Below are 21,365 nucleotides of genomic sequence, written 5' to 3' on the forward strand. Positions count from 1 at the left end.
TCAGCCGACGTGGACCGGCGCGCCCTCGGTCTTGCGGCCGGCCTTGACGAACAGGGCCAGGACCGCGGTGAGCAGCGCGATGCCGGTGCTGACCAGGAAGGCCAGGTGCATGCCGTCCATGAACGCGCTGTTCACGGCCGGGCCCACGACCTGCACGAGCTGCTCGGGCGTGCCCGCCGGCAGGCCGCCGAACGCGGCAGCCTTCTCCAGCAGCCCCAGTTGGTCCGGTGGGATGCTCGCGGCGGCCGGGCCGAGGTAGCCGGGCAGCTTGTCGGAGATCTCACCGGCCATGACGGCGCCCAGGATCGCGGTGCCGAGCGCGCCGCCGACCTGCATGGCCGACTGCTGCAGGCCGCCCGCGACGCCGCTGAGCTCGACGGGCGCGTTGCCCACGATGACCTCGGTGGCGCCGACGAAGACCGGCGAGAGGCCGAAGGCCAGCACCACGAACGGAATCGCGCTCTCCAGGAACGAGGCGTCCATGCTGAGGCGGGACATCAGGAACATCGCACCGGCGGTGACCACCAGGCCGGACGCCATCGTGATCTTCGGTCCGAGCTTGCCGATCATCATGCCGGCCAGCGGCGAGGCGACGATCATGCCGGCGCTCATCGGCAGCATGCGCAGGCCGGCGTCCAGCGGGCTCAGGCCGTGCACGCCCTGGAAGAAGAAGCCCAGGAAGAACATCGCGCCGAACATCGCGAACGCGACCATCATCATCAGCACGGTGCCGATGGAGATCGAGGCGTTGGTGAACAGCGACAGCGGCACCAGCGGCTGCCGGGCCCGGCTCTGCCAGAAGATGAACGCGGCGATCAGCACCGCGAACGCGCCCATGAAGCCCAGCGTCGTGGAGTCGCCCCAGCCCCACTCGGGCGCCTTGATGATGGTCCACACGAGCGCGAACATCGCGCCCGACAGCAGCACCACGCCGCCCCAGTCGATGCGGTTGAGCACCTTGACCGGGCTCTCCTTGATCAGGAAGATGCCCATGACGAGGGCGATGACGCCCACCGGGGCATTGATGAAGAAGACCGACTCCCAGCCCTGGTCCTGGACCAGCAGGCCGCCCACGATCGGGCCGGCGGCGCTGGACAGGCCGATGATCGCGCCCCACGCGCCCATCGCCTGGTTGAGCTTCTCGCCGGGGAAGGCGTTGCGCAGCAGCGCCAGCGCGGCCGGCTGCAGCAGCGCGCCGAACAGGCCCTGCAGCACGCGCAGCCCGATGAGCGCGCCGACCGGGGTGACGCCGGGCACGATGTCGGCGAGCTGCTGGCTGAGGCCGATGCCCACGGAGGTGATCGCGAAGCCGGCGACGCCGATGAGGAACACGCGCTTGTGGCCGAACAGGTCACCCAGCTTGCCCGCGGTGATCAGGAAGACCGCCAGCGCGAGCAGGTAGCCGCTCGTCACCCACTGCAGGTCGGCGAGCGAGGCGCCCAGATCGGACTGGATCACCGGGTTGGCGATGCCGACCACGGTGCCGTCGAGCATCACCATGATGACGCCGAGGCTGACCGCGAGCAGCACCAGCCACGGATTGGCGGCCTTCTCCCCCGGTGGTGGCGCCTCTACCACCTTCGTCTGTGCCATGAAGTCCCCCTAAACACATCCCGCCCCACACCGGGGCGTACGTCTCATAAGCCCGGGTAATCTACGTCAGAGTCTGCCAGATGACAAATGAGTTTTATTCGTCGCATCCTGACTTGTGTCATACTGTGACAGGAAGGTTTCAAGGGAGTGACGCCGGTGGGTCTACGGGAACGCAAGAAGGAGAAGACGCGGCTCGCGCTGCTCGACGCCGCGCTGGACCTGTTCCTCGAACAAGGGTACGACTCCACCACCGTGGAGCAGATCGCGGGGGCGGTCGACGTCTCCTCCCGCACCTTCTTCCGCTACTTCACCAGCAAGGACCACCTGCTGCTCTGGTACCACGACCAGGGCGAGGAGACGATGCTGGAGACGCTGGCCGCCAGGCCGCCCGACGAGCCGCCGTTCACCGCGATGACCCACGCCGTGCGCGCGGTGCTGCGCGAGATGGAGCAGTCGACGACCGCCGACACCGAGAGGTTCCTCAAACTGCGGCGCGTCCTCGACGACAACCCCCACCTCGTCGCCTTCACGATCGCCCGGGGCATGGAGAGCGAGCTCCGCCTGGCCGAGGCGGTCGCCGCCCGGATGGGCGTCACCCTCGACTCCGGCCCGCTCCCGGCGCTGGTCGTGGCGTTCGCGATGTCGCCCATGCGCGTCGACTACGGCTGTGCGTCGGACGCGCTCGACCTCAAGCTCATGGTGCGCCGCGTCGAGCAGACCCTCCAGGTCGTGGAACGCTCGCTGCGGCCCGGCTGGGACGCCTAGCTCATCGGACTAGTTCATCGTCGGGTCGTCCGGGCACGTGGCGACGAAGGCCAGCTCGCCCGGCTGCCGCCGCAGCACGTGACGCCAGAGCGAGCCCGGGTCGGTGTGGAAGGTGTCGCCCGCCTCGGAGTCGACGACATACCAGGCGCCCTCGGCGATCTCGCTCTCGAGCTGCCCCGACGTCCAGCCCGCGTAACCGGCGAAGATCCGCATCTGGGCGATCTCGCCCTGGAGGATCTCCGGCGGCGCGTCCAGGTCGACCGTGCCCAGCCGTGACACCGCCGGCGTGCCCGCGTGGAGGCGGCGCCAGCCCAGCGGCTCCTCCCCGCTCGGCACCGCCGCGAGCGCCAGCGCGCTGTCGGTCTGCACCGGGCCGCCCTCGAACAGCACCGGCGGGCCGGTCACCAGCGGGTCCCACACGGGCAGGACCTGCGTCACCGAGATCTCGCTCGGCCTGTTGAGAACCACCCCGAGGGTGCCGCCGTCGAGGTCGTGTTCGAGGATCAGCACGACGCTACGCCGGAAGTTGGGGTCGTCGAGGAGCGGCGTCGCCACCAACAAACCGCCGACGTAGATCGCCTCCGCCATACCTCCATCATGAGGGGTCAACCGGCCTTCCCGCTCCCCCGGTCCGGCGATGTTACTTTTCGTAGTCATATGGGCACGGTAGGTACCAAAGTTCGCGAACTCGGGAGGGTCACATGCGCCGTCTCGCCCTGGCAGGTCTGGGACTGCTCCTGGGTCTCATCCTCTTCCCTCCCGCGGCGGCGCCCGCCTGGCCCAAGCCCGACACCGGCGACCCCTTCACGATGAGCGTCGACCGCATCGGCTGCCGGGCCGGCACCGTACGCGTGACACTGCGCAACCAGACCCGCCAGCTCGCCCGGTTCGACCTGCGCGCCGACTCCGCGACCGTGGCGACGGGCTCCATCCCCGCACGCAAGGCGATCACCCGGCACGTGCGGATCCGGCACGGCGGCAGCGTCGAGATCGAGGCGTACTCGGTCAGCGAGAGCCACCCCGACACCCTGATCGACTCCACGCGGGTGCGTAACGACTGCCCCGGCGGCCGGCGTCACCTGCCCTTCACGGGGCCTCCGGTGGACTTGATGGGCAAGCTCGCCACCGCCGGCGGCATGGTGCTCACCGGCGGGATCATCTGGTGGTACGGGTCGCTGTGGCCCCGGTCGCGGCGGGACCCGTACTGACGCCCGGCACGGCCGGCTCCGCACCGAGGCCGGGCACGGCCGGATCCGCACCGAGGCCCGCGGTGGCGGGGCCGGTGACGAAGGCGCCGGCCCGGGCCGCGATCAGGGCGACGGTCACGGCGCGCACCGCGGCCTCGCGGTCGACCGGCTCGCGCGTCACCACCAGGCGGTAGTAGAGCGGCGCGGAGACGGCCTTGATGAGCTCCTGGCCGTCGGTGCCGGGCGGCAGGTCGCCGCGCGCGATCGCCTGGTCGGCCACCGTCGCCCACTCCGCGATGCGGCGGCCGTAGAAGGCGCGCAGCGCCGCGGCGGCGCCCTCGTCACAGGTGGCGGCCGCGATCACGGCCTGGAAGGTCGCGCCGAGGCGCGGGTCGTTGACGGCCTCCATCACGCTGATCGCGTTGGCCTCCAGATCGCCCTGGATGCTGCCCGTGTCGGGCGGCGGCGAGGACTGGGCGGCCAGCTCGGTCATGAGCTCCGTGACCAGCCCGGCCGTGGTGCCCCAGCGGCGGTAGATAGTGGTCTTTCCGATGCCTGCCCTGGTGGCCACCTGCTCCATGTTGAGGCCGTGGAAGCCGCGTTCGACCAGCTCGTCCTGGGTTGCCTGCAACACTGCCGCGCGCACCTTCGCCGTACGGCCGCCAGGACGGACCGTTCCCGCCAAACGGGACCCTTGTTCCATTAATTCTCCCCATGTGTTAAGGTCACGCCATCCTAATGGAACAGATTACCCGTTAAGGGGGATGACGTGACTGTGCTCGATGAGCGGATGACCGATCGGATGAGCTCCCGGCAGCGCTTGGTCCTCGTGCTGCTGCTGGGCTCCCAGTTCATGCTCGCTGTTGACTTCTCCATTCTGAACGTGGCGCTCCCGGTGATCGGCGCCGGACTCGGGTTCGGCCTCGCCGACCTGCAGTGGGTGGCCACCACGTTCGCGCTGGCCGCCGCCGGGTTCTCGCTGCTGTTCGGGCGGATCGCCGACCTGTTCGGACGCCGCCGCCTCTTCCTGGCCGGGATGGCGCTGCTCGGCCTGTCGTCGCTGGCCGGCGGGCTCGCCACCTCGCCCGGCATGCTGCTCGCCGCCCGCGTCGCCCAGGGGCTCGCCACCGCCGTGGTCACGCCCGCCGGGCTGTCGCTGCTCACCACGTCCTTCCCCGAAGGGCCGCTGCGCGCCAGGGCGCTCGGGCTGAACGGCGCGCTGATGTCGGCCGGGTTCACCTCCGGCGCGATCCTCGGCGGGCTGCTGACCGAGCTGCTGAGCTGGCGCTGGGCGTTCTACGTCAACGTGCCCGTCGCCCTGGCCGTCCTGGTGGCCGCGCCCGTCGTGCTGGCCGAGAGCCGGCCCGACCGCCGCCCCCGCATGGACGTGCTCGGCGCCGTCACGGTGACCGGCGGCCTGCTCGCCCTCGTCTACGGCCTCACCCGCGCCGGCGAGCACGGCTTCGCCGACCCGGTCGCGCTCGCCGGGCTGGCCGCCGGAGCGGTGCTGCTCGTCGCCTTCTGGTTCGCCGAGAAGCGCGCCGTCGCGCCCCTCGTGCCGGTCGCCGTCCTGGCCCGCCCCAGCGTCAAATGGGGCAACCTGGCCGGCCTGCTCGCCTTCGCCACCGAGACCTCTCTCGTCTTCCTCATGACGCTCTACCTGCAGAAGGTGCTCGGCTACTCGGCGCTGGCCACCGGCCTGGCGTTCGGCGTGCTCGGGCTCGGCACCGTCGTCGGCGGCGTGCTCGCCCCGCGCGTGCTGGCCCGCGTCGGGCTCCGCAAGGCGCTGGCCACCGGCTTCGCCCTCCAGGCCGCGGCCACCGCGTCGCTCGCCCTGCTGGGCACCGCGCCCGGCTGGATCTGGCTGCTGCTGGCCGCCACCTTCGCCGGCGGGATCGGCAACATGGTGGCGATCGTGGCCTTCATGGTCACCGCCACCTCCGGACTGCCGGACTCCGAGCAGGGCCTGGCCACCGGCCTCGCCACTATGACCCAGCAGGTCGGCATCACCATGGGCATCCCGGTCATGAGCGCCGTGGTCACCGCCGCCATGGGCAGCGTGCTCCAGGGCGTGATCGTCGCCGTGCTGGTCAACGCCGCCCTCGCCCTGGCGGGCGCGTTCATCCGCGTGGCCCGCTGACATCCCCATCACGGGCTCTCCCCCGCTTCCGACGCGGCCCGCGAACCCCGCGACCGGCCCTCGTCACGACATCTCCCCGGTACGGACCCCGTACCGGGGAGAACGCGTCGGCGGCGAGGGCCGCCGCTGCGGTCACGCCTCGGTGAAGCCCCGGGCACGGCCCCCGGCGGACTCGCGGACGGCGGCGGCCACGGCGCTCGCCACGTCCGGGTGGAAGACGCTCGGGATGATGTAGTTGGGGCCCAGCTCCTCGGGCGTGACCACGGCGGCCAGCGCTCCGGCGGCGGCCAGCAGCATCTCCGAGGTCACCTCGGTCGCCTGCGCGTCGAGCAGCCCCCGGAAGACGCCCGGGAAGGCCAGCACGTTGTTGATCTGGTTGGGGTAGTCGGAGCGCCCCGTGGCCACCACCGCGGCGTGCTCGCGGGCGTCGTCGGGAGAGACCTCCGGCTCCGGGTTGGCCAGCGCGAACACCACGGCGCCCGGCGCCATCGTGGCGATGTCGTCACCGGTCAGGATGCCCGGCGCGGACACCCCCACGAACACGTCGGCGCCCTTGACCGCCCCGCGCAGGTCGCCCGAGTAGCCCTCGGCGTTGGTGTGGTCGGCGATCCAGCGCAGCGAGTCGTCGAGGTCGTCGCGGCCCTGGTGGACGGCGCCGAGATAGTCGCAGACGATCACGTTGCGGGCGCCCGAGGCCAGCAGCAGCCGCAGCACGGCGTTGCCCGCCGCGCCCGCGCCCGCCATCGTGATGCGCACGTCCTCGATCCGCTTGTCGACCACGCGCAGCGCGTTGGTCAGCGCGGCGAGCACGCAGATCGCGGTGCCGTGCTGGTCGTCGTGGAAGACCGGGATGTCGAGCAGCTCGCGCAGCCGCCGCTCCACCTCGAAGCAGCGCGGCGCGCCGATGTCCTCGAGGTTGATGCCGCCGAAGCCGGGCGCGATGAGCTGCACCGCGCGGACGATCTCGTCGACGTCCTGGGTGTCGAGGCAGATCGGCCAGGCGTCGATGCCCGCGAACCGCTTGAACAGCGCCGCCTTGCCCTCCATCACGGGCAGCGCGGCCTCCGGCCCGATGTTGCCCAGCCCCAGCACGGCCGAGCCGTCGGTGACGACGGCGACCGTGTTGCGCTTGATGGTCAGGCGGCGGGCGTCCTCCTTGTTGCGGGCGATCGCCATCGACACCCGGGCCACGCCCGGCGTGTAGGCCATGGAGAGCTCGTCGCGGTTGCGCAGCGGCACCTTCGACTTCATCTCGATCTTGCCGCCGAGGTGCATGAGGAACGTGCGGTCGGAGACCTTGTGGATGACGACGCCCTCGACCGCTTCGAGCTGGTCGACGATCGCCTGGGCGTGGTCGGTGTCGCGCGCCGCGCACGTGACGTCGATGCGGAGCTTCTCGTGGCCCGCGTTGGTGACATCGAGGGCGGTGACCACCCCGCCGGCCGACTCTACGGCATGGGTGAGCTGGCTGACGGCCTTGCCGCCGGCCGGCACCTCGAGCCGCACGGTGATGGAGTACGACACACTCGGGACGGTCGCCACGTCAATCGCTCCTTCGCGCCTGACCAAGAAGTCCTCCCATGGTAGGGGGCAACTGGTCAAGCGAGCGCCGTCGCGGCTGTCACGATCAGGTCGACACAGGCCGCCACCGGGATCGCCGTGCTGTCGACGACCAGGTGGTAGAGCCGGGGGTCGGCGGGGTCGGCACGATAGAAGTGGCGCACGTAGGCGGTGCGGGCCCGGTCGTTGTCCTCGATGATCCTGCGCGCCTCGCGCTCGGTCAGCTCGCCGAGCGTGGCGGTCTGCCGGACGCGGCGCTCGATCGGGCCGTCGAGCCGCACGTGCAGCGCGCCCGGATGCTCGGCCAGCACCACCGCCCCGGCCCGGCCCAGGAAGACGCCGCCCTGGTCGCGGGCGGTCTCGGTGAGCACCCGCTCGGTGTGGCGGACGAACTCCTCCGGCGCGTGCGGCAGCACCCCGGGCACGTACATGTCGACCCCACCGAACGTGACCGTCGGCAGCCGCATCGCGCCCGACAGCAGCCTGCCCAGGCCGCGCTCGGCCCGGTCGTCATGGGCGAGCGCCTCCTCCAGCGTGCAGCCCAGCTCCTGGGCCACGGCGCCGGGGATCGCGCGGTCGACGAAGGGCACGCCCAGCCGCTCGGCCACGGCCGGGCCGATGTGGCTGCCGGCCGTGCCGTAGGTCGCGGAGAGCGTGACTACACGCATACCTCCAGGTTAGAACAGAGCGCTCGACAAAGCTCTACGCGCCTTCGCCAAAGACGGATCCTCGGCCGGCAGCGCGTCGAACAGGCCCAGCAGATGCCGCCTGGCCTTGTCACGGTCGTCGCCGGACGTGCGCTTGACCACCGCGATGATCCGGTTGAACGCCTCGTCGACCGAGCCCGACAGCATCTCCAGGTCGGCCGCCAGGAGCTGGGCGTCGATGTCGGCCGGGTCGTCCAGCCTGCGCTGCACCTCGGCCGGGTCGGCGTCGGCCGTCCGCTTGATCAGGCTGACGCCCGCCAGGCCCATCCTGGCGTCCTCGTTGCCGGGGGCGCGGGCCAGCAGCCGCTCGTAGGCCGCCGCGGCCGCGTCGAGGTCGCCCTGGTCGATGGCCTGCTCGGCGGCCACCAGGTCGGGGTCGGCCGGGGGCGCCTGCGGCGCCTCCTCACCCGGCTCCGCCGCCGGCGGCCGGGCGCCCGGGTTGGCCTGGTAGAACTGCTCGACCGCGCCCATCAGCTCGTCGAGCCAGCGCTGCACCTCCTGCTCGGGCAGCACCTGCTGGAAGCCGGTCACGGCCTGCCCCTGGAAGATCGCCAGCACCGTCGGCACCGCCTGCACGCGCAGCGCCTGCGCGATCTGCGGGCTGGCGTCGACGTTGACCCGGGCCAGGACCACCTTGCCGCCGGCGTCGCCGACCACCTTCTCCAGCACGGGGCTGAGCTGGGCGCTGCCGGGCGCCCGCGGCGACCACAGGTCGAGGACGACCGGCGTGGTCATCGAGCGGTCGATGACGTCGCTCGTGAACGTCTCCTCGGTCACGTCCACGACCGAGGCCGGCGAGGCCCCCTGGGGACCCGCCGCCTCCCGCCGGGCCTGCGATTCCAGGGCTTGCTTGCGCGCGCCCAGATCCACGGCTCCGTAGAGCGATCCGGGCCTAGAGAAGTCCGCCATGCTCCTCATCTTGCCGCATGTCCGGCCCGGAGAAGTCACCCGCCGCCACCCGCAGGGTGCGCAGCTGCTCGAACATCTGCCGCAGTTCGGTCTCGCCGTACATGCCCAGGCCGAAGTCGGCGCCCATGAGCTCGGCGGTGGCGCGCCGCACGACGTCACGGCCCGCCTCGGTGATCTCGGCGAGCACACCACGGCCGTCCCGCGGATTGGGCATGCGGCGGACCAGGCCGGACCTTTCGAGCCTGTCAACCGTGTTCGTGACGCTGGTCGGGTGGACCATCAGCCGCTCCCCGATTTTCCAAAGCGGCAGCGCCCCGGTCCGGCTGAAGGTCAAGAGAACCAGAGCCTCGTACCTGGCGAAGGTCAAGTCGTACGGCTTCAGGAGCGAGTCAAGTTGCGACAGCAGGATCTGATGCGCTCTCATGATCGACGTGACGGCGGCCATGGCGGAAGAGGGACCGAAGTGAGCGCGCCAGGACTCCGCGGCACGGTCGATGGGATCGAACGGCAGGTTGAGGGGCTTGGGCTGCGACACAGCGCTACGGTAGCGCGCTGCTCGTCCAGGTTCGTGCGCTTACGGAGCGCGATCGGATTCTTCGCTTGGCCAAGAATCCGGGCGGCAATCATCACGCTCAGTTATGGTTCTCGCATCGAATGGTGACGGGGAAGCCAAGTCCATCAGCCGTGGGGACGGCCGGGCCTGACCGCTTCGCCGCGCCTACGGGGCACGGGGGGTGCTTTGATGAACTTCAACGGGGACAAGGGTGCGTGAGCACGGGGGCGTTTCACGGGAGGAGCTGAGACAGAGCGCGGCCGTCACGGTGGCCGTGCTCCTCGCTCTCGGCCTGGTCGCGGCGTGGAGCGTCCTGATCCCTGGCGTCGACGCCTGGGAGAACATCGTGGCGGCGGTCATCGGATCGCTCCGGCTGACCGGGCCCGTCGCCGCCGCGTTCGCCGCCTGGGTGGCGCTGCGCAAGCGCCGGGCGTCACGCGGCCTGCAGCTGACGACCTGGCGAGCCCTGCGGGCGCCGCTGGCCATCCTGGTGGTGGTGCTGGGCTCGTTCGCCGCGACCGTGCTGGTGCTGGCCGTCAAGACGGTGCTGACCGAGCAGTCGGGGCGGCTGAGCCTGTCGGGCCTCGGCATGGGCATGGCGGGGCTGGCGCTCTACTCGGTGATCGGGTGGGTGGCCGGCTGGGTGCTGCCGTACGCGGTCACGCCGCCGATCGCCGGCCTGGCCTGCTACGGGCTGTTCACCTGGCTGGCCGACGGCGAGGGCTGGGCCGACCGGCTGGCGCCGGGCACGGGCGAGCCGTACGACCTGTTCCAGGGGCTCAGCGGGACGATCTTCCTCAACCAGATCATCTGGCTGCTGGGCGTCACCTGCGCACTGCTGCTGGGCTGGGCGGCGCTGGTGACCCGGCAGGCGCTGGTGCTGGCGTTCGCGCTGCTCGCGGTGCTGCTCGCGGGCACCGGCGTCGCGCGGGTGCTGGCCGAGCCGAAGCCCGCCGCCGCCCAGGAGATCGCCTACAGCTGCCAGGAGTGGCCGATCACGGTCTGCGTCCATCCCGGCATGCGCGCCGGGCTCACCGAGCTGGGGGCGGCGTTCACCGAGATCGCCTCCCGCCTGGCCGAGACGCCGGCCGCGTTCACCCGCGTCGAGCAGCGTCCGCTGGACGACCCGCTCACGCCGTCGTCCGGGCTGGCGCCGATCCACCTGCCCGACCTGTCGGCCGGTTTCGCCGACGAGGCCGCGCGCGAATACCTCGACGCGCTGGCCGCCCGCTGCCACGGCCGGCCCGCCGACGGCTACCGGGAGATCGTGATGGCGTGGCTGCGCGGCGAGCCGCTGCCCGGCGGCCCGCTGCTGGAGCACGAGTACGCCGCCGCCTGGTTCTCCGGGCTCAACGAGCACCAGCGCCGCGAGTGGCTGCGGATGTTCTTCAGCGACTTCCAGACCTGCAAGCTGTCGACCACCCACTTCGGCGGCGGCCCGGCCGGCACGTCCGTCCAGGTGGCCACCCCGGTCGCCACCGAGCCCGACACCGCGAGCAGCCCCCAGGTCTACCCGGTCTACCCCGACCCGAGCGCCTCTCCGGGCTGGGGACCGAAGATGTCACCCCACGGGTGGCACTGATGATCTCTCCTCGGGTAGGCAAGCAGCATGACGACATCCCGTACGGCGCCGCCCGCGCCAACCCCCCGGCGGCGCCGCAGGTGGCGATATCTGGCCGGGCTGCTGGTCCTGGCGGTCCTGCTCGTGGTGGCCGGCCGCGTGGCCTGGACCTGGCTCAACCCGCTCGGCGAGCGCGCGATCGACCGCTCCGGCCCGGCCCTGCTCCAGTCCATCAAGGACATGAGCCGGTACGAGGCCGCGACCGGCTCCTTCCAGGTCGTGGTGGACCTGGAGAAGGACGCCAACTTCCTCCCGGACGCCGTCAAGGGCAGCCGCACGCTGTTCGTCGGGGCGGGCAGCGTCGACGCCTACGTGGACTTCTCCACCCTGGCCAAGGACGCCATCACCGTGTCGGAGGACCGCACCCGGGCTGACGTGCGCCTGCCGCGCGCCCAGCTGGAGAAGCCCAACCTGGACAACACCCGCTCCTACGTCTTCGCCCAGCAGCGCGGGCTGATCGACCGGGTCCAGGACTTCCTGTCGTCCTCCCCCGGAGACCAGCGGGAGCTGTACGTGCTCGCGGAGAAGAAGATCGCCGAGGCGGCCGTGGCCAGCGACCTGCGCAGCCGCGCCGACGCCAACACCCGCGCCATGCTGGAGGGCCTGCTCAGGTCACTGGGCTTCACCAAGGTCACCGTCAGCTACGCTGGGGAGCCTTAGGCCGTGCCCGCCGTGCCCGGCGCCGTCCTAAGTACCCTCTAGGCCCCCGGACCGGGGCAGATAAGGCATCCGCCCGATGTGTCGCCCGGGGCCTTAGGACCATTCTTGAGAGTGCAGGGAAACAACAACCAAGGAGCACTCTCCATGAACGCCGAGTTCGAATACGTAGTCATGCAGAACCACGCGCGTGAGCTGCGCGAGGCCGCCGCCGAGCACCGCAGGGTCCGGCAGGCCGTCAAGGAGCAGCGCGGCGAGGGCCGCCACCGCTCCGTCTTCGCCCGCCTGCTCTCGTCATGACCGCCCCAAGCACGCCCGGCCGCAACCTCCCTCGCGGCCGGGCGCATCAGCCGCCCTGAACCCGCGCCCCGCTCTCCTGGGTTGGAGAGCGGGGCGCTCCTTTTCTCACGACATATACGGATGCGCCCTTATATGGGTGCGCCCTGCTGCTCGGACTACTCGGACACGTCCTGCGCGGGCACGCTGATGATCAGCGCGTCGCCCTGACCGCCGCCGCCGCACAGCCCGGCCGCGCCGAGACCGCCGCCCCGGCGCCTCAGCTCGTGGGCCAGCGTCAGCACCAGGCGGGCCCCCGACGCCCCGATGGGGTGACCGAGCGCGATCGCGCCGCCGTTGACGTTGACGATCTCCCTCGGCACGCCGAGCTCCTTCGCCGACTGGATGACCACGCTGGCGAACGCCTCGTTGATCTCCACCAGCGACAGGTCGCCGGGCGTGAGACCCTGCTTGCCCAGGGCGTGCTTGATGGCGTTGGCCGGCTGCGACTGCAGGGAGGCGTCCGGCCCGGCGACATTGCCGTGCCTGCCGATCTCCGCCAGCCAGGGCAGCCCCAGCTCCTCGGCCTTGGCCTTGGACATCACGACCACCGCGCACGCCCCGTCGGAGATCTGCGACGCCGACCCGGCGGTGATCGTCCCGTCGGCCGCGAACGCCGGCCGCAGCCGCGCGAGCGCCTCGACCGAGGTGTCGCCGCGCACGCCCTCGTCGTCCTTGACCACGATCGGCTCGCCCCGCCGCTGCGGGATCTCCACCGGCACGATCTCCGACTCGAACGCGCCGTTCTTGGCGGCCGCGGCGGCGAGCTGGTGCGAACGGGCCGACACCTCGTCCTGCTCCTCGCGGCCGATGCCCAGCCTGGCGTTGTGCCGCTCGGTCGACTCGCCCATGGCGCACTGGTCGAAGGCGCAGAACAGCCCGTCGTGCGCCATCGAGTCGACGACCTGCGAACCCCCGTACTTGACGCCCTTGCGCAGGCCCGGCAGCAGGTGCGGCGCGTTGGTCATCGACTCCATGCCACCGGCCACGACCACGTCGAACTCACCGGCGCGGATCAGCTGGTCGGCCAGCGCGATGGCGTCCAGCCCCGACAGGCACACCTTGTTGATCGTGATGGACGGCACGGTCATCGGGATGCCCGCCTTGACGGCCGCCTGGCGTGACGGGATCTGCCCCGCCCCCGCCTGGAGCACCTGCCCCATGATCACGTACTCCACGGCCTCCGGCGACACCCCGGCCCGCTCCAGGGCCGCCTTGATGGCGATCCCCCCGAGCTCCACGGCCGACAGCCCGGACAGGGCGCCTAGCAGCTTGCCGATTGGGGTGCGAGCTCCGGCGACGATGACGGAACCAGACATGGCGGGCCTCCTGTGCGCACGGTGGATTCTTTGACACGATACCCACGCATCGCCGGGTGTCCGCTATGGAGGTTGGCCACACATGTTCATGCGTATCGACCACATCGGGATCGCCTGTCACGACCTCGAGGAGAAGATCCGGCTGTTCGCCGAGACGTTCGAGCTGACCGTCGTGGCACGGGAGGTCAACGAGGAGCAGGGCGTCAAGGAGGCCATGCTGCACGTCGCCGACGGCGAGGGCGGGGGCTCCTACATCCAGCTGCTGGAGCCGCTCTCGCCCGATTCGCCGGTCGGGAAATTCCTGGCCAAGCGGGGTGAGGGAGTGCACCACGTGGCGTTCGGGGTTCCGGACGTCGCCGAGGCGATGGGTAAGATCGGTAACAGGGGCGTCCGGTTGCTCGACGAGCGTCCCAGGCACGGCTCGATGGGGTCGCAGATCGCGTTCCTGCACCCCAAGGATGTTGGAGGAATGCTCACGGAGTTGGTTCAGGCGACTAGGCCCTAGCTAACGCAAAAATCGTTCATTTGTAACTAGTCACGCAGAAACCTGGACGGGGCTTCGCACGCGGCAAGTGCGGAGTACGCTGGCTTTCCACCGGACGAGGAGCCTGCCGCGAGGCACAGGCTCCTGGCTCGGGTGCCCCGAACCCCCCGTCCGGCCCGTGTAGCCGTCTCGACAACCCAGGATCGAGCCTCCATGCAGTCCGACATCGACGCCCAGCTCAACAACTTCTTCGAGGATGCCCCAGCCCGCGAGTTCGACGTCGTGCTCCGCGGTTATGACCGGCACCAGGTGCACGATCATCTGAAGCAGCTCGACGCCGAGTTGCGGCAGGCCCGCGAGCAGGTCTCCGGCCTGCAGCGCGATCTGTCCGACTCCCAGCGCCAGCTCCAGGAGCAGGAGCGTCCCACCTACTCCGGTCTGGGCGCGCGCATCGAGCAGCTCTTGCGGCTGGCCGAGGAGCAGGCCACCGAGCTCGTGCAGGCGGCCAGGGCGGAGGCCAACGAGATCAAGGCCGCCGCCAAGGTGGAGGCCGCCGATCTGCGGGCCGCCGCCGAGGCCGAGGCGGCCGACAAGCGGGCGCAGGCCACTCGCGAGAGCGAGGAGATGCGCACCAGCGCCGAGCGGGATGCCGAGGAGATCCGTTCGACGGCCCGCCGGGAGGCCGACGAGCTGACCGCCACGACGGAGCGGGAGGTCGCCAAGCTGCGCGCGACCGCCGACCACGAGGTGGCGGAGAAGCGGGCCGACGCCGAGCGCGAGATCGCCAAGCTGCGCACGACCACGGAGCGGGAGGTCGCGCAGCTGCGCGCCTCGACCAAGCGTGAGCGTGACGAGGTGCTGACCACCGCCAAGCGTCAGGCCGACGAGATGCGCGCGCAGGCACAGCGCGTGCTGGAGGAGTCGGAGGCCAAGCGGGCGCAGGACGAGGCGGAGTTCGAGATCCAGCTGGCGTCGCGCCGCGAGGAGGCGGAGCGCCAGGAGGCCGAGCGCCACGCCACCACGCAGGCGGCGACGCAGAAGCTGGTCGCGGAGGCCGAGCAGCGCGCCGCGACGGCGGAGTCCCGGGCCACGAAGGCGACGCAGCAGGCCGACCAGACCCGCCGCGAGGCCGATCTGCACGCCAAGCAGCTGGTCGCCAACGCCCGTAAGAGCTCGGAGCAGATCGTCGCCGACGCCAAGAGCAGCGCCGAGACAATCGTCACCGAGGCCAAGAACGAGGCCGAGCGCACCCGCACGTCGATGCAGCGTCAGGTCGACGAGCTGACCCGGCAGCGTGACAGCATCACCAGCCACCTGGCCCAGCTGCGTCAGCTCCTGGGCGGCGCGGCCTTGCCGGGCCTGGAGCCGGAGCCCGCGGTCACCGCGGCCCCGCCGAAGCCGGCTATCGCCGCTCCGGCGCCCGACCCGGTCGAGGAGCGTCCGGCCTCGGCTCCGGTCACGGCCAAGGCGGAGACCAAGTCCGAGGACGACGCCGAGTGGTGGCAGGAGTAGCCACGACGAGCTGACATGGGCGACATGCACGGGGGCTGATCTGGCAGCCGGAGAGAGCCTGGCGACCGCGAAGGTCGCTAGGCTCTCTTTCTGTTCACGCCCCCGCCTCCGCAGGAGCCCGCCCGGTGACGACTGACGTCGAGTCCCCGAAGCCCGCCGCCGACGACAGCCCGCCGGTGCCGCCACCGCCGCCGTACGGGCTGCCGGGCAAGCCGCTGGCCCGGGGGCCGTTCCTGTTCGGGCTGGTGGGCGGGCTGGGGGTGCTGACGGCGATCGGGCTGGCGCAGATGGTCGTCAGCTCGCTGAGCACGATCATCCTGGTGATCGTGGCGATGTTCCTGGCGGTGGGGCTCAACCCGGCGGTGGAGGCGTTGCAGCGGCGCGGGATGGCCAGGCGGTGGGCGATCTCGATCGTGTTCGCGGCGGTGATCGTGGCGTTCACCCTGTTCGGCCTGGCGGTGGTGCCGCCGGTCAGCCAGCAGTTGTCCGATTTCGTCCAGGCGGTGCCGGGGTATGTCGCCGAGTTGCGGGCGCATCCGACGGTGCGGGCGCTGGAGGCCGACTATCAGATCCTGCAGCAGCTCGCCTCGTTCGTGACGGGCACGCTGGCGGCGTCGCTGGCGAGCGGGGTCGTGGGCGCGGGGCTGGTGGTGCTCGACGGGCTGTTCACGACGGTGACGCTGCTGGTGCTCATGCTCTACTTCCTGGGCTCGCTGCACACGATCAAGGCGTATCTGCTCAAGCTGGTGCCGGCGTCGCGGCGGGAGCGCACGAGCGCGATCAGCGAGCAGATTCTCGCGGGGATCGGCGGTTACGTGGCGGGCAACGTGCTCATCTCGGTGATCGCGGGCGTGATCACGTGGATCTTCCTGTCGATCGCCGGGGTCGACTACGCGCTGGCGCTGTCGTTGATCGTGGCGCTGACCGACCTGATCCCGCTGGTGGGCGCCACGATCGGGGCCGTGGTGGTGACGAGCGTGGCGTTGCTCGGCTCGGTGCCCGCCGGCATCGCGTGCGCGATCTTCTTCCTGATCTACCAGCAGGTGGAGAACTACCTGATCTACCCGCGGATCATGAAGCAGTCGGTGAACGTGACGCCGGCGGTGACGGTGATCGCCGCGCTGTTCGGCGGGGCGCTGCTGGGGATCGTGGGCGCGTTGCTGGCGATCCCGGTGGCGGCGGCGATCGCGCTGATCATTCGCGAGGTCGTGATCCCGAGGCAAGCTCGGAGCTGAGGAAGCGCTCGACCGCCGCGTTGAACGCCTCGGGCTGCTCGACGGCGGTCAGGTGGCCGGCCTTGGGGATGACCTCGACGCGGCTGTCGGGCACGGCCCTGGCCATGGCCTCGCCTTCGGGCAGCGGCGCGAGCTCGTCCTCCTCGCCGACGAGCACGAGCGTCGGCACCTTGAGCGCGCCGAGCGTGTCGAAGGAGTCGGGCCGGGCGGCCATCGCCCGCTGGGCCCAGGCGACGGCCTGGGGCGGGGCCGACTGCACGAGGCCCTTGACGCGCCCGAACACCATCGCCCTGCGCTGGCGGGTGGTGGGCCCGATGAGGGTGGGCAGCACGTCGGTGACGAGCACGTCGTTGCCGTCGGCGAGGACGGCCTGGGCGATGCGCTCGCGGTTGTCGCGGACGGGCTCGGTGTCGGGCCCGGCCTTGATGCTGGCCAGGATGACGCCGAGCAGCCGGTCGGGGTGGCGGCGGCAGAAGGCCATCGTGACGTAGCCGCCCATCGACAGTCCGCCGACCACGGCCCGGTCGATGCCTTCGGCGTCGAGCACGCGGGCGACATCGTCGGCCATCACCTCGACCGACGGCTCGTCGTCGCCGAGGCGTGATCCGCCGAAGCCGCGCAGGTCGGGGGTGATGACGCGGCAGGAGCCGGCCAGCCCTTCCCGTTGCGCCAGCCACATGGCCGACGAGAGCGGGAACGCGTGGAGCAGGACGACCGGGAGCCCGGTCCCGGCTGATCTCGTGTAGAGCTGCACTCACACAAGGTAGCCTCGTTCCCCGCGACAATCACTCCGCCCGATAGACCGATATACCGGATTTACCTGACCGGTTTACGCGGCTGTCGCGCCACCGTCGACGAACAGCACCTGTCCGGTCACGTACGCGCTGGCCGGGGCGGCGAGGAAGACGGCGGGCTGGGCCATCTCCTCGGGGGTCCCCCAGCGCCGCATCGGCACGCCCGCCACCGTGGCCTGGTTGCTGGCCTCGTCCTCCCACAGGTTGCGGTTGAGGTCGGTGGCGGTCCAGCCGGGGCACAGCGCGTTGACCCGCACCCCGGCCTGCGCCCATTCGAGCGCGAGCGTCTTGGTGAGCGCGACCAGCCCGGCCTTCGCGGCGGCGTACGGGGCCAGGAAGGGGGCGCCGAGCGCGGCGACGGAAGCGACGTTGATGACGGACCCGCTGCCGCGCCCGAGCAGGTGGGGCGCGACGGCGTGGCAGACGGCCATGGCGGAGTCGAGGTTGAGCCGCATGATCTTGTCCCAGCCCGACAGCCGCAGGTCCTTGAACTCGACGAGGAAGTTGGAGCCGCCCGCGTTGTTGACCACGACGTCGAGGTGGCCGAGCCCGTCGACGGCCCGGGTGACGGCCTCGCCGGCCGCCTCCCTGCTGGTCAGGTCGGCGGGGATGACGACGGCCCGCCGGCCGTGCGCCTCGACCTCCTTGGCGACCCCGGCCAGCGACTCGGCGTTGCGTGAGACCAGCGCCACGTCCGCGCCCGCCTCGGCGTAGGCGAGCGCGATGGCCTTGCCGATCCCCTTGGACGCCCCGGTGACCAGGGCCTTCTTACCGTCGAGGGCAAACGCGCCCATCGTGCCTCCTCGCTCGGGACCGAACAAGATTCTAGCGCGATCAGACCTCGGTCGGCAGGGGGTACGCCTCCGGCACGACGCGCCGGACGATCTCGTTCAGGACGACGCGCACGTACGGCTCGCCCACCCACAGGTGCTTGGCCCCGTCGACGCCGACGACCTCCGCCTGCGGCACCCGGGCGAAGCGCCGCCTGGCCTCCTCCGGACGCAGGTAGTCGTCGAACTCCGGCACCAGCGCCACCAGCGGCCGGCCGAACGCCGCCCAGGCGTCGAGGTCGTCGTCGGTGGCCCTGTGGAGCGGCGGGGAGAGCAGGATCGCGCCCTCCACCAGCGGGTCGTGCGCCCACTTGAGCGCCAGCTCGCTGCCGAACGACCAGCCGACCACCCACACGCGCGGCAGGTCGTGATACTCGGCGTACTCCAGCGCCGCGGCCACGTCGAACCGCTCGCCCTCGCCGCCGTCGAACGCGCCCTGGGAGGTGCCGCGCTCGGACGAGGTGCCGCGCGTGTTGAAGCGCAGCACCGCCATCCCGGCCAGGGCGGGCAGCCGGTTGGCGGCCTTCTTGTACACGTGGCTGTCCATGAACCCGCCGTGCGTGGGCAGCGGGTGCAACGTCACCAGCGTCGCCACAGGGGGCCGGTCCTCGGGCTGGGCCAGCTCGCCGACCAGGGTCAGGCCGTCACCGGTGTGCAGCTCGATCGGCTCCCGCCGGGCGGGCAGCACGCTCGCCGCGCGAATCTCCACGTCGTTCCTCTCAGTAGCGGCTGCGGCCGGGGCCGCGGTCACGTCTCTTGCGCCAGCACACCGTGTGCCAGTGGCGGCGCTCCTCGTCGCCGCCCGTCCAGTTGGGCCAGGTCACCAGGTGCGGCTGGCCGGTGCGGATCTCCTGGTCGCAGCCGGGACAGCGGTAGTTCTTGGCCGAGGAGGCGCCGCTGAGCGCGCGCACCTTCCACTCCCCGTCGGGCCACTCCTCCACCCGGTCGGTGGCGCTGGGGAAGGCGATCGGCCGGGTGGACTCCTTGCGGCGGGCGCGGCGCGGGCTCATGGCCGGGGGAAGGCGCGCACGCCGGCGGTGACGAGCTGGTCGAGCAGCGGCGCGGGGGCGTAGGCGGGCTCGCGGTACTCGGCGTAGAGGGCGCGCAGCCCGTCGCGCACCACGGCCAGGCCGATCGTCTCCAGCGTCTCGAACGGCCCCGCCGGGTAGCCGCAGCCCAGCCTCATGGCGGTGTCGATGTCGCCGATGGAGGCGTAGCCCGACTCGTACATGCGCACGGCGTCGTTGAGGTAGGGGTAGAGCAGCGCGTCGGTGACGAAGCCGGCCCGGTCGCGGCAGGCGACGGGCGTCAGCCCGATCACCTTCATCAGGTCGCGGGCGCAGCGCGCGGCCTCCGGCGAGGTGAGGATGGTGGCGGCGAGCTCGGCGACGCGGTCGCCGACGACGCGCACGCCGACGAGCTTGGCCGGGTCGCGCAGCTGGACGGCGTGCTCGATCACCGGCCGGTCGGCGGCCCGCAGGATCACGTCGGGCTCGTCGGAGGACTTGAAGCCCGCGGCGCGCAGCCGCTCGCCGATCCCGGCGGGGTCGGGCCCGTCGACGCCGAAGGTGATGACCGACGATTTCTCGGGCTCGCGGCGCATCGGCTCGTCGCCGTGGAAGCCGCGCCCGGTCTTGCGGCCGAGCAGCCGGGCGGCGACGAGCTCGCGCAGCAGCGGCGCGGGGGCGTGCCGCCGGTCGCGGGTCTCGTCGAACAGCACCCCCATCACCTCGTACGCGGTGTCGAGCCCGATGAGGTCGAGCAGCTGGAAGGGGCCCATCGGCAGCCCGGCGCCGCGGGTCATGGCGGCGTCGATGTCGTCGCGTCCCGCCACGCACTGTTCCAGCAGCACGGCGGCGTGGTTGAGGTAGGGCAGCAGGAGCCGGTTGACCACGAACCCGGCGCGGTCGCCGACGGTCACCGGGGTCTTGCCCAGCCGGGCGGCCAGCTCGGCGATCTCGGCGGGCAGCCCGTCGTCGGTCACGACGGTGCCGACGACCTCGACGAGCTTCATGACCGGTGCCGGGTTGAAGAAGTGCATGCCCACGACCCGGCCCGGCCTGCCGGTGGCGGCGGCCAGCGCGGTGACCGGGAGCGAGGAGGTGTTGGTGGCCAGCACCGTTTGCGGCTTGCAGATCCGGTCGAGGTCGCGGAACAGGCCGATCTTGTGGTCGAGGATCTCCGGGATCGCCTCGACGGCCAGGTCGGCGTCACGCAGGTCCTCGCGTGAGGTGGTCAGCGTGATCAGGCCGAGGATCCGGTCCCGGCCGGGGCCGTCGAGCCTGCCTCTGTCGACCGCCCGTTGCGTCGATCTCTCCAGGTGGCCGCGCCCCCTGGCCAGGGCGTCGGCGTCGGCCTCGACGCCGATCACCCGCAGCCCGGCCCGTGCGAACACCTCCGCGATCCCGGCCCCCATCGTGCCGAGCCCGACCACTCCCACCATTTCGAACGCCATACCTGTAGTTTTCCAGAGCCGATAGGGTTGCCAGTCATGCGGCTGGTCATCGCGCGATGCAGCGTGGATTACATCGGACGGCTCACGGCACACCTGCCGATGGCGCCGAGGCTCGTTCTCATCAAGGCTGACGGCAGCGTGTCCATTCACGCCGACGACCGCGCCTTCAAGCCGCTCAACTGGATGAATCCGCCGTGCAAGCTCAAGGAGGACGACGGCACCTGGACCGTCACCCACGGCAAGACCGGCGAGAAGCTGGTCCTGACGATGGCGGAGATCCTGCACGACTCCAGCCACGAGCTGGGCGTCGACCCTGGCCTGATCAAGGACGGCGTCGAGGCGCACCTCCAGGAGCTGCTGGCCGAGCACATCACCACGCTGGGCGAGGGCTATTCGCTGATCCGGCGCGAGTACATGACGGCCATCGGCCCCGTCGACATCCTGTGCCGTGACGGCGGCGGCGCCACGGTGGCGGTGGAGATCAAGCGCCGCGGTGAGATCGACGGCGTCGAGCAGCTCACCCGCTATCTGGAGCTGCTCAACCGCGATCCACTGCTGTCGCCGGTGCGCGGTGTGTTCGCCGCGCAGGAGATCAAGCCGCAGGCGCGGGTGCTGGCGGCCGACCGCGGCATCGACTGCGTGACGCTCGACTACGACGCCCTGCGCGGCATCGAGCCGGAGAACCCCACGCTCTTCTAGTAAGTGCTG

General features: G+C 71.4%; 23 protein-coding genes. 10 read left to right on the plus strand and 13 right to left on the minus strand.

Annotated elements, in window-relative coordinates:
• Complete coding sequence (locus tag AB0J53_RS31710) at positions 1-1,593, minus strand: DHA2 family efflux MFS transporter permease subunit (protein ID WP_219505770.1); 1,593 nt, start codon at positions 1,591-1,593, stop codon at positions 1-3.
• A 156-nt stretch (positions 1,594-1,749) separates the two neighbouring features.
• Here AB0J53_RS31710 and AB0J53_RS31715 point away from each other — a divergent pair, with 156 nt between their 5' ends.
• Positions 1,750-2,358 carry a TetR family transcriptional regulator gene (locus AB0J53_RS31715; protein WP_364179252.1) on the plus strand — a complete coding sequence of 203 codons (609 nt, stop codon included), beginning with the start codon at positions 1,750-1,752 and terminating at the stop codon, positions 2,356-2,358.
• A gap of 9 nt (positions 2,359-2,367) precedes the next feature.
• Here AB0J53_RS31715 and AB0J53_RS31720 read toward each other — a convergent pair whose 3' ends face one another.
• The gene (locus tag AB0J53_RS31720; RefSeq protein ID WP_219505781.1) at positions 2,368-2,946 is read right to left on the minus strand and encodes a YqgE/AlgH family protein; all 579 of its coding nucleotides are present in this window, start codon (positions 2,944-2,946) and stop codon (positions 2,368-2,370) included.
• A 113-nt stretch (positions 2,947-3,059) separates the two neighbouring features.
• Between AB0J53_RS31720 and AB0J53_RS31725 the strand changes: the two genes are divergently transcribed.
• Positions 3,060-3,566, plus strand: a complete 507-nt coding sequence (locus AB0J53_RS31725) for a hypothetical protein (protein WP_364179255.1) — start codon at positions 3,060-3,062, stop codon at positions 3,564-3,566.
• Here AB0J53_RS31725 and AB0J53_RS31730 read toward each other — a convergent pair.
• Positions 3,514-4,179 (minus strand): TetR/AcrR family transcriptional regulator, encoded by a 666-nt coding sequence (locus tag AB0J53_RS31730; RefSeq protein ID WP_364179257.1) that lies wholly within the window; start codon positions 4,177-4,179, stop codon positions 3,514-3,516. The two genes, AB0J53_RS31725 and AB0J53_RS31730, sit on opposite strands and share 53 nt — an antisense overlap.
• A gap of 135 nt (positions 4,180-4,314) precedes the next feature.
• Between AB0J53_RS31730 and AB0J53_RS31735 the strand changes: the two genes are divergently transcribed.
• Positions 4,315-5,685: an MFS transporter gene (locus AB0J53_RS31735; RefSeq protein WP_364179259.1), complete on the plus strand. Its 1,371-nt coding sequence runs from the start codon at positions 4,315-4,317 to the stop codon at positions 5,683-5,685.
• 132 nt (positions 5,686-5,817) lie between these two features.
• Here the strand turns inward: AB0J53_RS31735 and AB0J53_RS31740 are convergent, their stop codons facing one another.
• Genes AB0J53_RS31740 through AB0J53_RS31755 form a run of 4 tightly spaced genes read right to left on the minus strand, consistent with a single transcriptional unit; the run spans position 5,818 to position 9,396 of the window.
• Complete coding sequence (locus AB0J53_RS31740; RefSeq protein ID WP_219505787.1) at positions 5,818-7,227, minus strand: NAD-dependent malic enzyme; 1,410 nt, start codon at positions 7,225-7,227, stop codon at positions 5,818-5,820.
• 56 nt (positions 7,228-7,283) lie between these two features.
• Positions 7,284-7,913: a cytidylate kinase-like family protein gene (locus AB0J53_RS31745; RefSeq protein WP_219505789.1), complete on the minus strand. Its 630-nt coding sequence runs from the start codon at positions 7,911-7,913 to the stop codon at positions 7,284-7,286.
• 9 nt (positions 7,914-7,922) lie between these two features.
• The gene (locus tag AB0J53_RS31750) at positions 7,923-8,861 is read right to left on the minus strand and encodes a tetratricopeptide repeat protein (protein WP_357591279.1); all 939 of its coding nucleotides are present in this window, start codon (positions 8,859-8,861) and stop codon (positions 7,923-7,925) included.
• Complete coding sequence (locus AB0J53_RS31755; RefSeq protein WP_219505794.1) at positions 8,845-9,396, minus strand: MarR family transcriptional regulator; 552 nt, start codon at positions 9,394-9,396, stop codon at positions 8,845-8,847. The genes AB0J53_RS31750 and AB0J53_RS31755 overlap by 17 nt, the downstream gene beginning before the upstream one ends.
• Positions 9,397-9,625: 229 nt before the next feature.
• On the opposite strand from AB0J53_RS31755, the gene AB0J53_RS31760 reads away from it, so the two are divergent.
• From AB0J53_RS31760 to AB0J53_RS31770, 3 genes are all read left to right on the plus strand, one after another.
• Entirely contained in the window at positions 9,626-10,996 is a 1,371-nt protein-coding gene (locus AB0J53_RS31760) for a hypothetical protein (RefSeq protein WP_219505795.1), read from the plus strand.
• Between the two features lie 27 nt (positions 10,997-11,023).
• Positions 11,024-11,695 carry a DUF4230 domain-containing protein gene (locus AB0J53_RS31765; RefSeq protein WP_219505797.1) on the plus strand — a complete coding sequence of 224 codons (672 nt, stop codon included), beginning with the start codon at positions 11,024-11,026 and terminating at the stop codon, positions 11,693-11,695.
• A gap of 144 nt (positions 11,696-11,839) precedes the next feature.
• Positions 11,840-11,992, plus strand: coding sequence for a hypothetical protein (locus AB0J53_RS31770; protein WP_219505799.1), 153 nt, complete (start codon positions 11,840-11,842; stop codon positions 11,990-11,992).
• A gap of 155 nt (positions 11,993-12,147) precedes the next feature.
• Here AB0J53_RS31770 and AB0J53_RS31775 read toward each other — a convergent pair whose 3' ends face one another.
• Positions 12,148-13,347, minus strand: a complete 1,200-nt coding sequence (locus AB0J53_RS31775) for an acetyl-CoA C-acetyltransferase (protein WP_364179263.1) — start codon at positions 13,345-13,347, stop codon at positions 12,148-12,150.
• A gap of 82 nt (positions 13,348-13,429) precedes the next feature.
• Between AB0J53_RS31775 and mce the strand changes: the two genes are divergently transcribed.
• From mce to AB0J53_RS31790, 3 genes are all read left to right on the plus strand, one after another.
• Positions 13,430-13,852 carry a methylmalonyl-CoA epimerase gene (gene mce / locus AB0J53_RS31780; RefSeq protein ID WP_219505802.1) on the plus strand — a complete coding sequence of 141 codons (423 nt, stop codon included), beginning with the start codon at positions 13,430-13,432 and terminating at the stop codon, positions 13,850-13,852.
• A gap of 192 nt (positions 13,853-14,044) precedes the next feature.
• The gene (locus AB0J53_RS31785; RefSeq protein ID WP_364179265.1) at positions 14,045-15,343 is read left to right on the plus strand and encodes a DivIVA domain-containing protein; all 1,299 of its coding nucleotides are present in this window, start codon (positions 14,045-14,047) and stop codon (positions 15,341-15,343) included.
• A gap of 125 nt (positions 15,344-15,468) precedes the next feature.
• On the plus strand, positions 15,469-16,578 hold the full coding sequence (locus AB0J53_RS31790; RefSeq protein WP_364179267.1) for an AI-2E family transporter: 1,110 nt from the start codon (positions 15,469-15,471) through the stop codon (positions 16,576-16,578).
• Here the strand turns inward: AB0J53_RS31790 and AB0J53_RS31795 are convergent.
• From AB0J53_RS31795 to AB0J53_RS31815, 5 genes are all read right to left on the minus strand, one after another.
• Positions 16,538-17,332: an alpha/beta fold hydrolase gene (locus tag AB0J53_RS31795; protein WP_364179269.1), complete on the minus strand. Its 795-nt coding sequence runs from the start codon at positions 17,330-17,332 to the stop codon at positions 16,538-16,540. The two genes, AB0J53_RS31790 and AB0J53_RS31795, sit on opposite strands and share 41 nt — an antisense overlap.
• A gap of 75 nt (positions 17,333-17,407) precedes the next feature.
• Positions 17,408-18,166, minus strand: a complete 759-nt coding sequence (locus tag AB0J53_RS31800) for an SDR family NAD(P)-dependent oxidoreductase (protein ID WP_364179271.1) — start codon at positions 18,164-18,166, stop codon at positions 17,408-17,410.
• Between the two features lie 40 nt (positions 18,167-18,206).
• Complete coding sequence (locus tag AB0J53_RS31805; RefSeq protein WP_219505820.1) at positions 18,207-18,911, minus strand: alpha/beta fold hydrolase; 705 nt, start codon at positions 18,909-18,911, stop codon at positions 18,207-18,209.
• 10 nt (positions 18,912-18,921) lie between these two features.
• The gene (locus tag AB0J53_RS31810) at positions 18,922-19,212 is read right to left on the minus strand and encodes an ATP/GTP-binding protein (protein WP_219505822.1); all 291 of its coding nucleotides are present in this window, start codon (positions 19,210-19,212) and stop codon (positions 18,922-18,924) included.
• Positions 19,209-20,657: a 3-hydroxyacyl-CoA dehydrogenase NAD-binding domain-containing protein gene (locus AB0J53_RS31815; RefSeq protein ID WP_364179274.1), complete on the minus strand. Its 1,449-nt coding sequence runs from the start codon at positions 20,655-20,657 to the stop codon at positions 19,209-19,211. Before AB0J53_RS31815 ends, AB0J53_RS31810 begins: the two co-directional genes overlap by 4 nt.
• Positions 20,658-20,693: 36 nt before the next feature.
• Between AB0J53_RS31815 and nucS the strand changes: the two genes are divergently transcribed.
• Positions 20,694-21,356, plus strand: coding sequence for an endonuclease NucS (gene nucS, locus AB0J53_RS31820; RefSeq protein WP_219505826.1), 663 nt, complete (start codon positions 20,694-20,696; stop codon positions 21,354-21,356).
• The last annotated feature ends 9 nt before the right edge of the window (positions 21,357-21,365 follow it).

Source organism: Nonomuraea sp. NPDC049725 (assembly GCF_040674795.1).
Taxonomy (GTDB): Bacteria; Actinomycetota; Actinomycetes; order Streptosporangiales; family Streptosporangiaceae; genus Nonomuraea; species Nonomuraea ceibae.

Excerpts from the sequence above, each read along its gene's own strand:
- AB0J53_RS31710 (WP_219505770.1), bottom strand. The coding sequence starts at position 1,593 with ATGGCACAGACGAAGGTGGTAGAGGCGCCACCACCGGGGGAGAAGGCC.
- AB0J53_RS31720 (WP_219505781.1), bottom strand. The coding sequence starts at position 2,946 with ATGGCGGAGGCGATCTACGTCGGCGGTTTGTTGGTGGCGACGCCGCTC.
- AB0J53_RS31725 (WP_364179255.1), top strand. The coding sequence starts at position 3,060 with ATGCGCCGTCTCGCCCTGGCAGGTCTGGGACTGCTCCTGGGTCTCATC.
- AB0J53_RS31745 (WP_219505789.1), bottom strand. The coding sequence starts at position 7,913 with ATGCGTGTAGTCACGCTCTCCGCGACCTACGGCACGGCCGGCAGCCAC.
- AB0J53_RS31750 (WP_357591279.1), bottom strand. The coding sequence starts at position 8,861 with ATGGCGGACTTCTCTAGGCCCGGATCGCTCTACGGAGCCGTGGATCTG.
- AB0J53_RS31765 (WP_219505797.1), top strand. The coding sequence starts at position 11,024 with ATGACGACATCCCGTACGGCGCCGCCCGCGCCAACCCCCCGGCGGCGC.
- AB0J53_RS31770 (WP_219505799.1), top strand. The coding sequence starts at position 11,840 with ATGAACGCCGAGTTCGAATACGTAGTCATGCAGAACCACGCGCGTGAG.
- AB0J53_RS31775 (WP_364179263.1), bottom strand. The coding sequence starts at position 13,347 with ATGTCTGGTTCCGTCATCGTCGCCGGAGCTCGCACCCCAATCGGCAAG.
- mce (WP_219505802.1), top strand. The coding sequence starts at position 13,430 with ATGTTCATGCGTATCGACCACATCGGGATCGCCTGTCACGACCTCGAG.
- AB0J53_RS31785 (WP_364179265.1), top strand. The coding sequence starts at position 14,045 with ATGCAGTCCGACATCGACGCCCAGCTCAACAACTTCTTCGAGGATGCC.
- AB0J53_RS31800 (WP_364179271.1), bottom strand. The coding sequence starts at position 18,166 with ATGGGCGCGTTTGCCCTCGACGGTAAGAAGGCCCTGGTCACCGGGGCG.
- AB0J53_RS31810 (WP_219505822.1), bottom strand. The coding sequence starts at position 19,212 with ATGAGCCCGCGCCGCGCCCGCCGCAAGGAGTCCACCCGGCCGATCGCC.
- AB0J53_RS31815 (WP_364179274.1), bottom strand. The coding sequence starts at position 20,657 with ATGGCGTTCGAAATGGTGGGAGTGGTCGGGCTCGGCACGATGGGGGCC.
- nucS (WP_219505826.1), top strand. The coding sequence starts at position 20,694 with ATGCGGCTGGTCATCGCGCGATGCAGCGTGGATTACATCGGACGGCTC.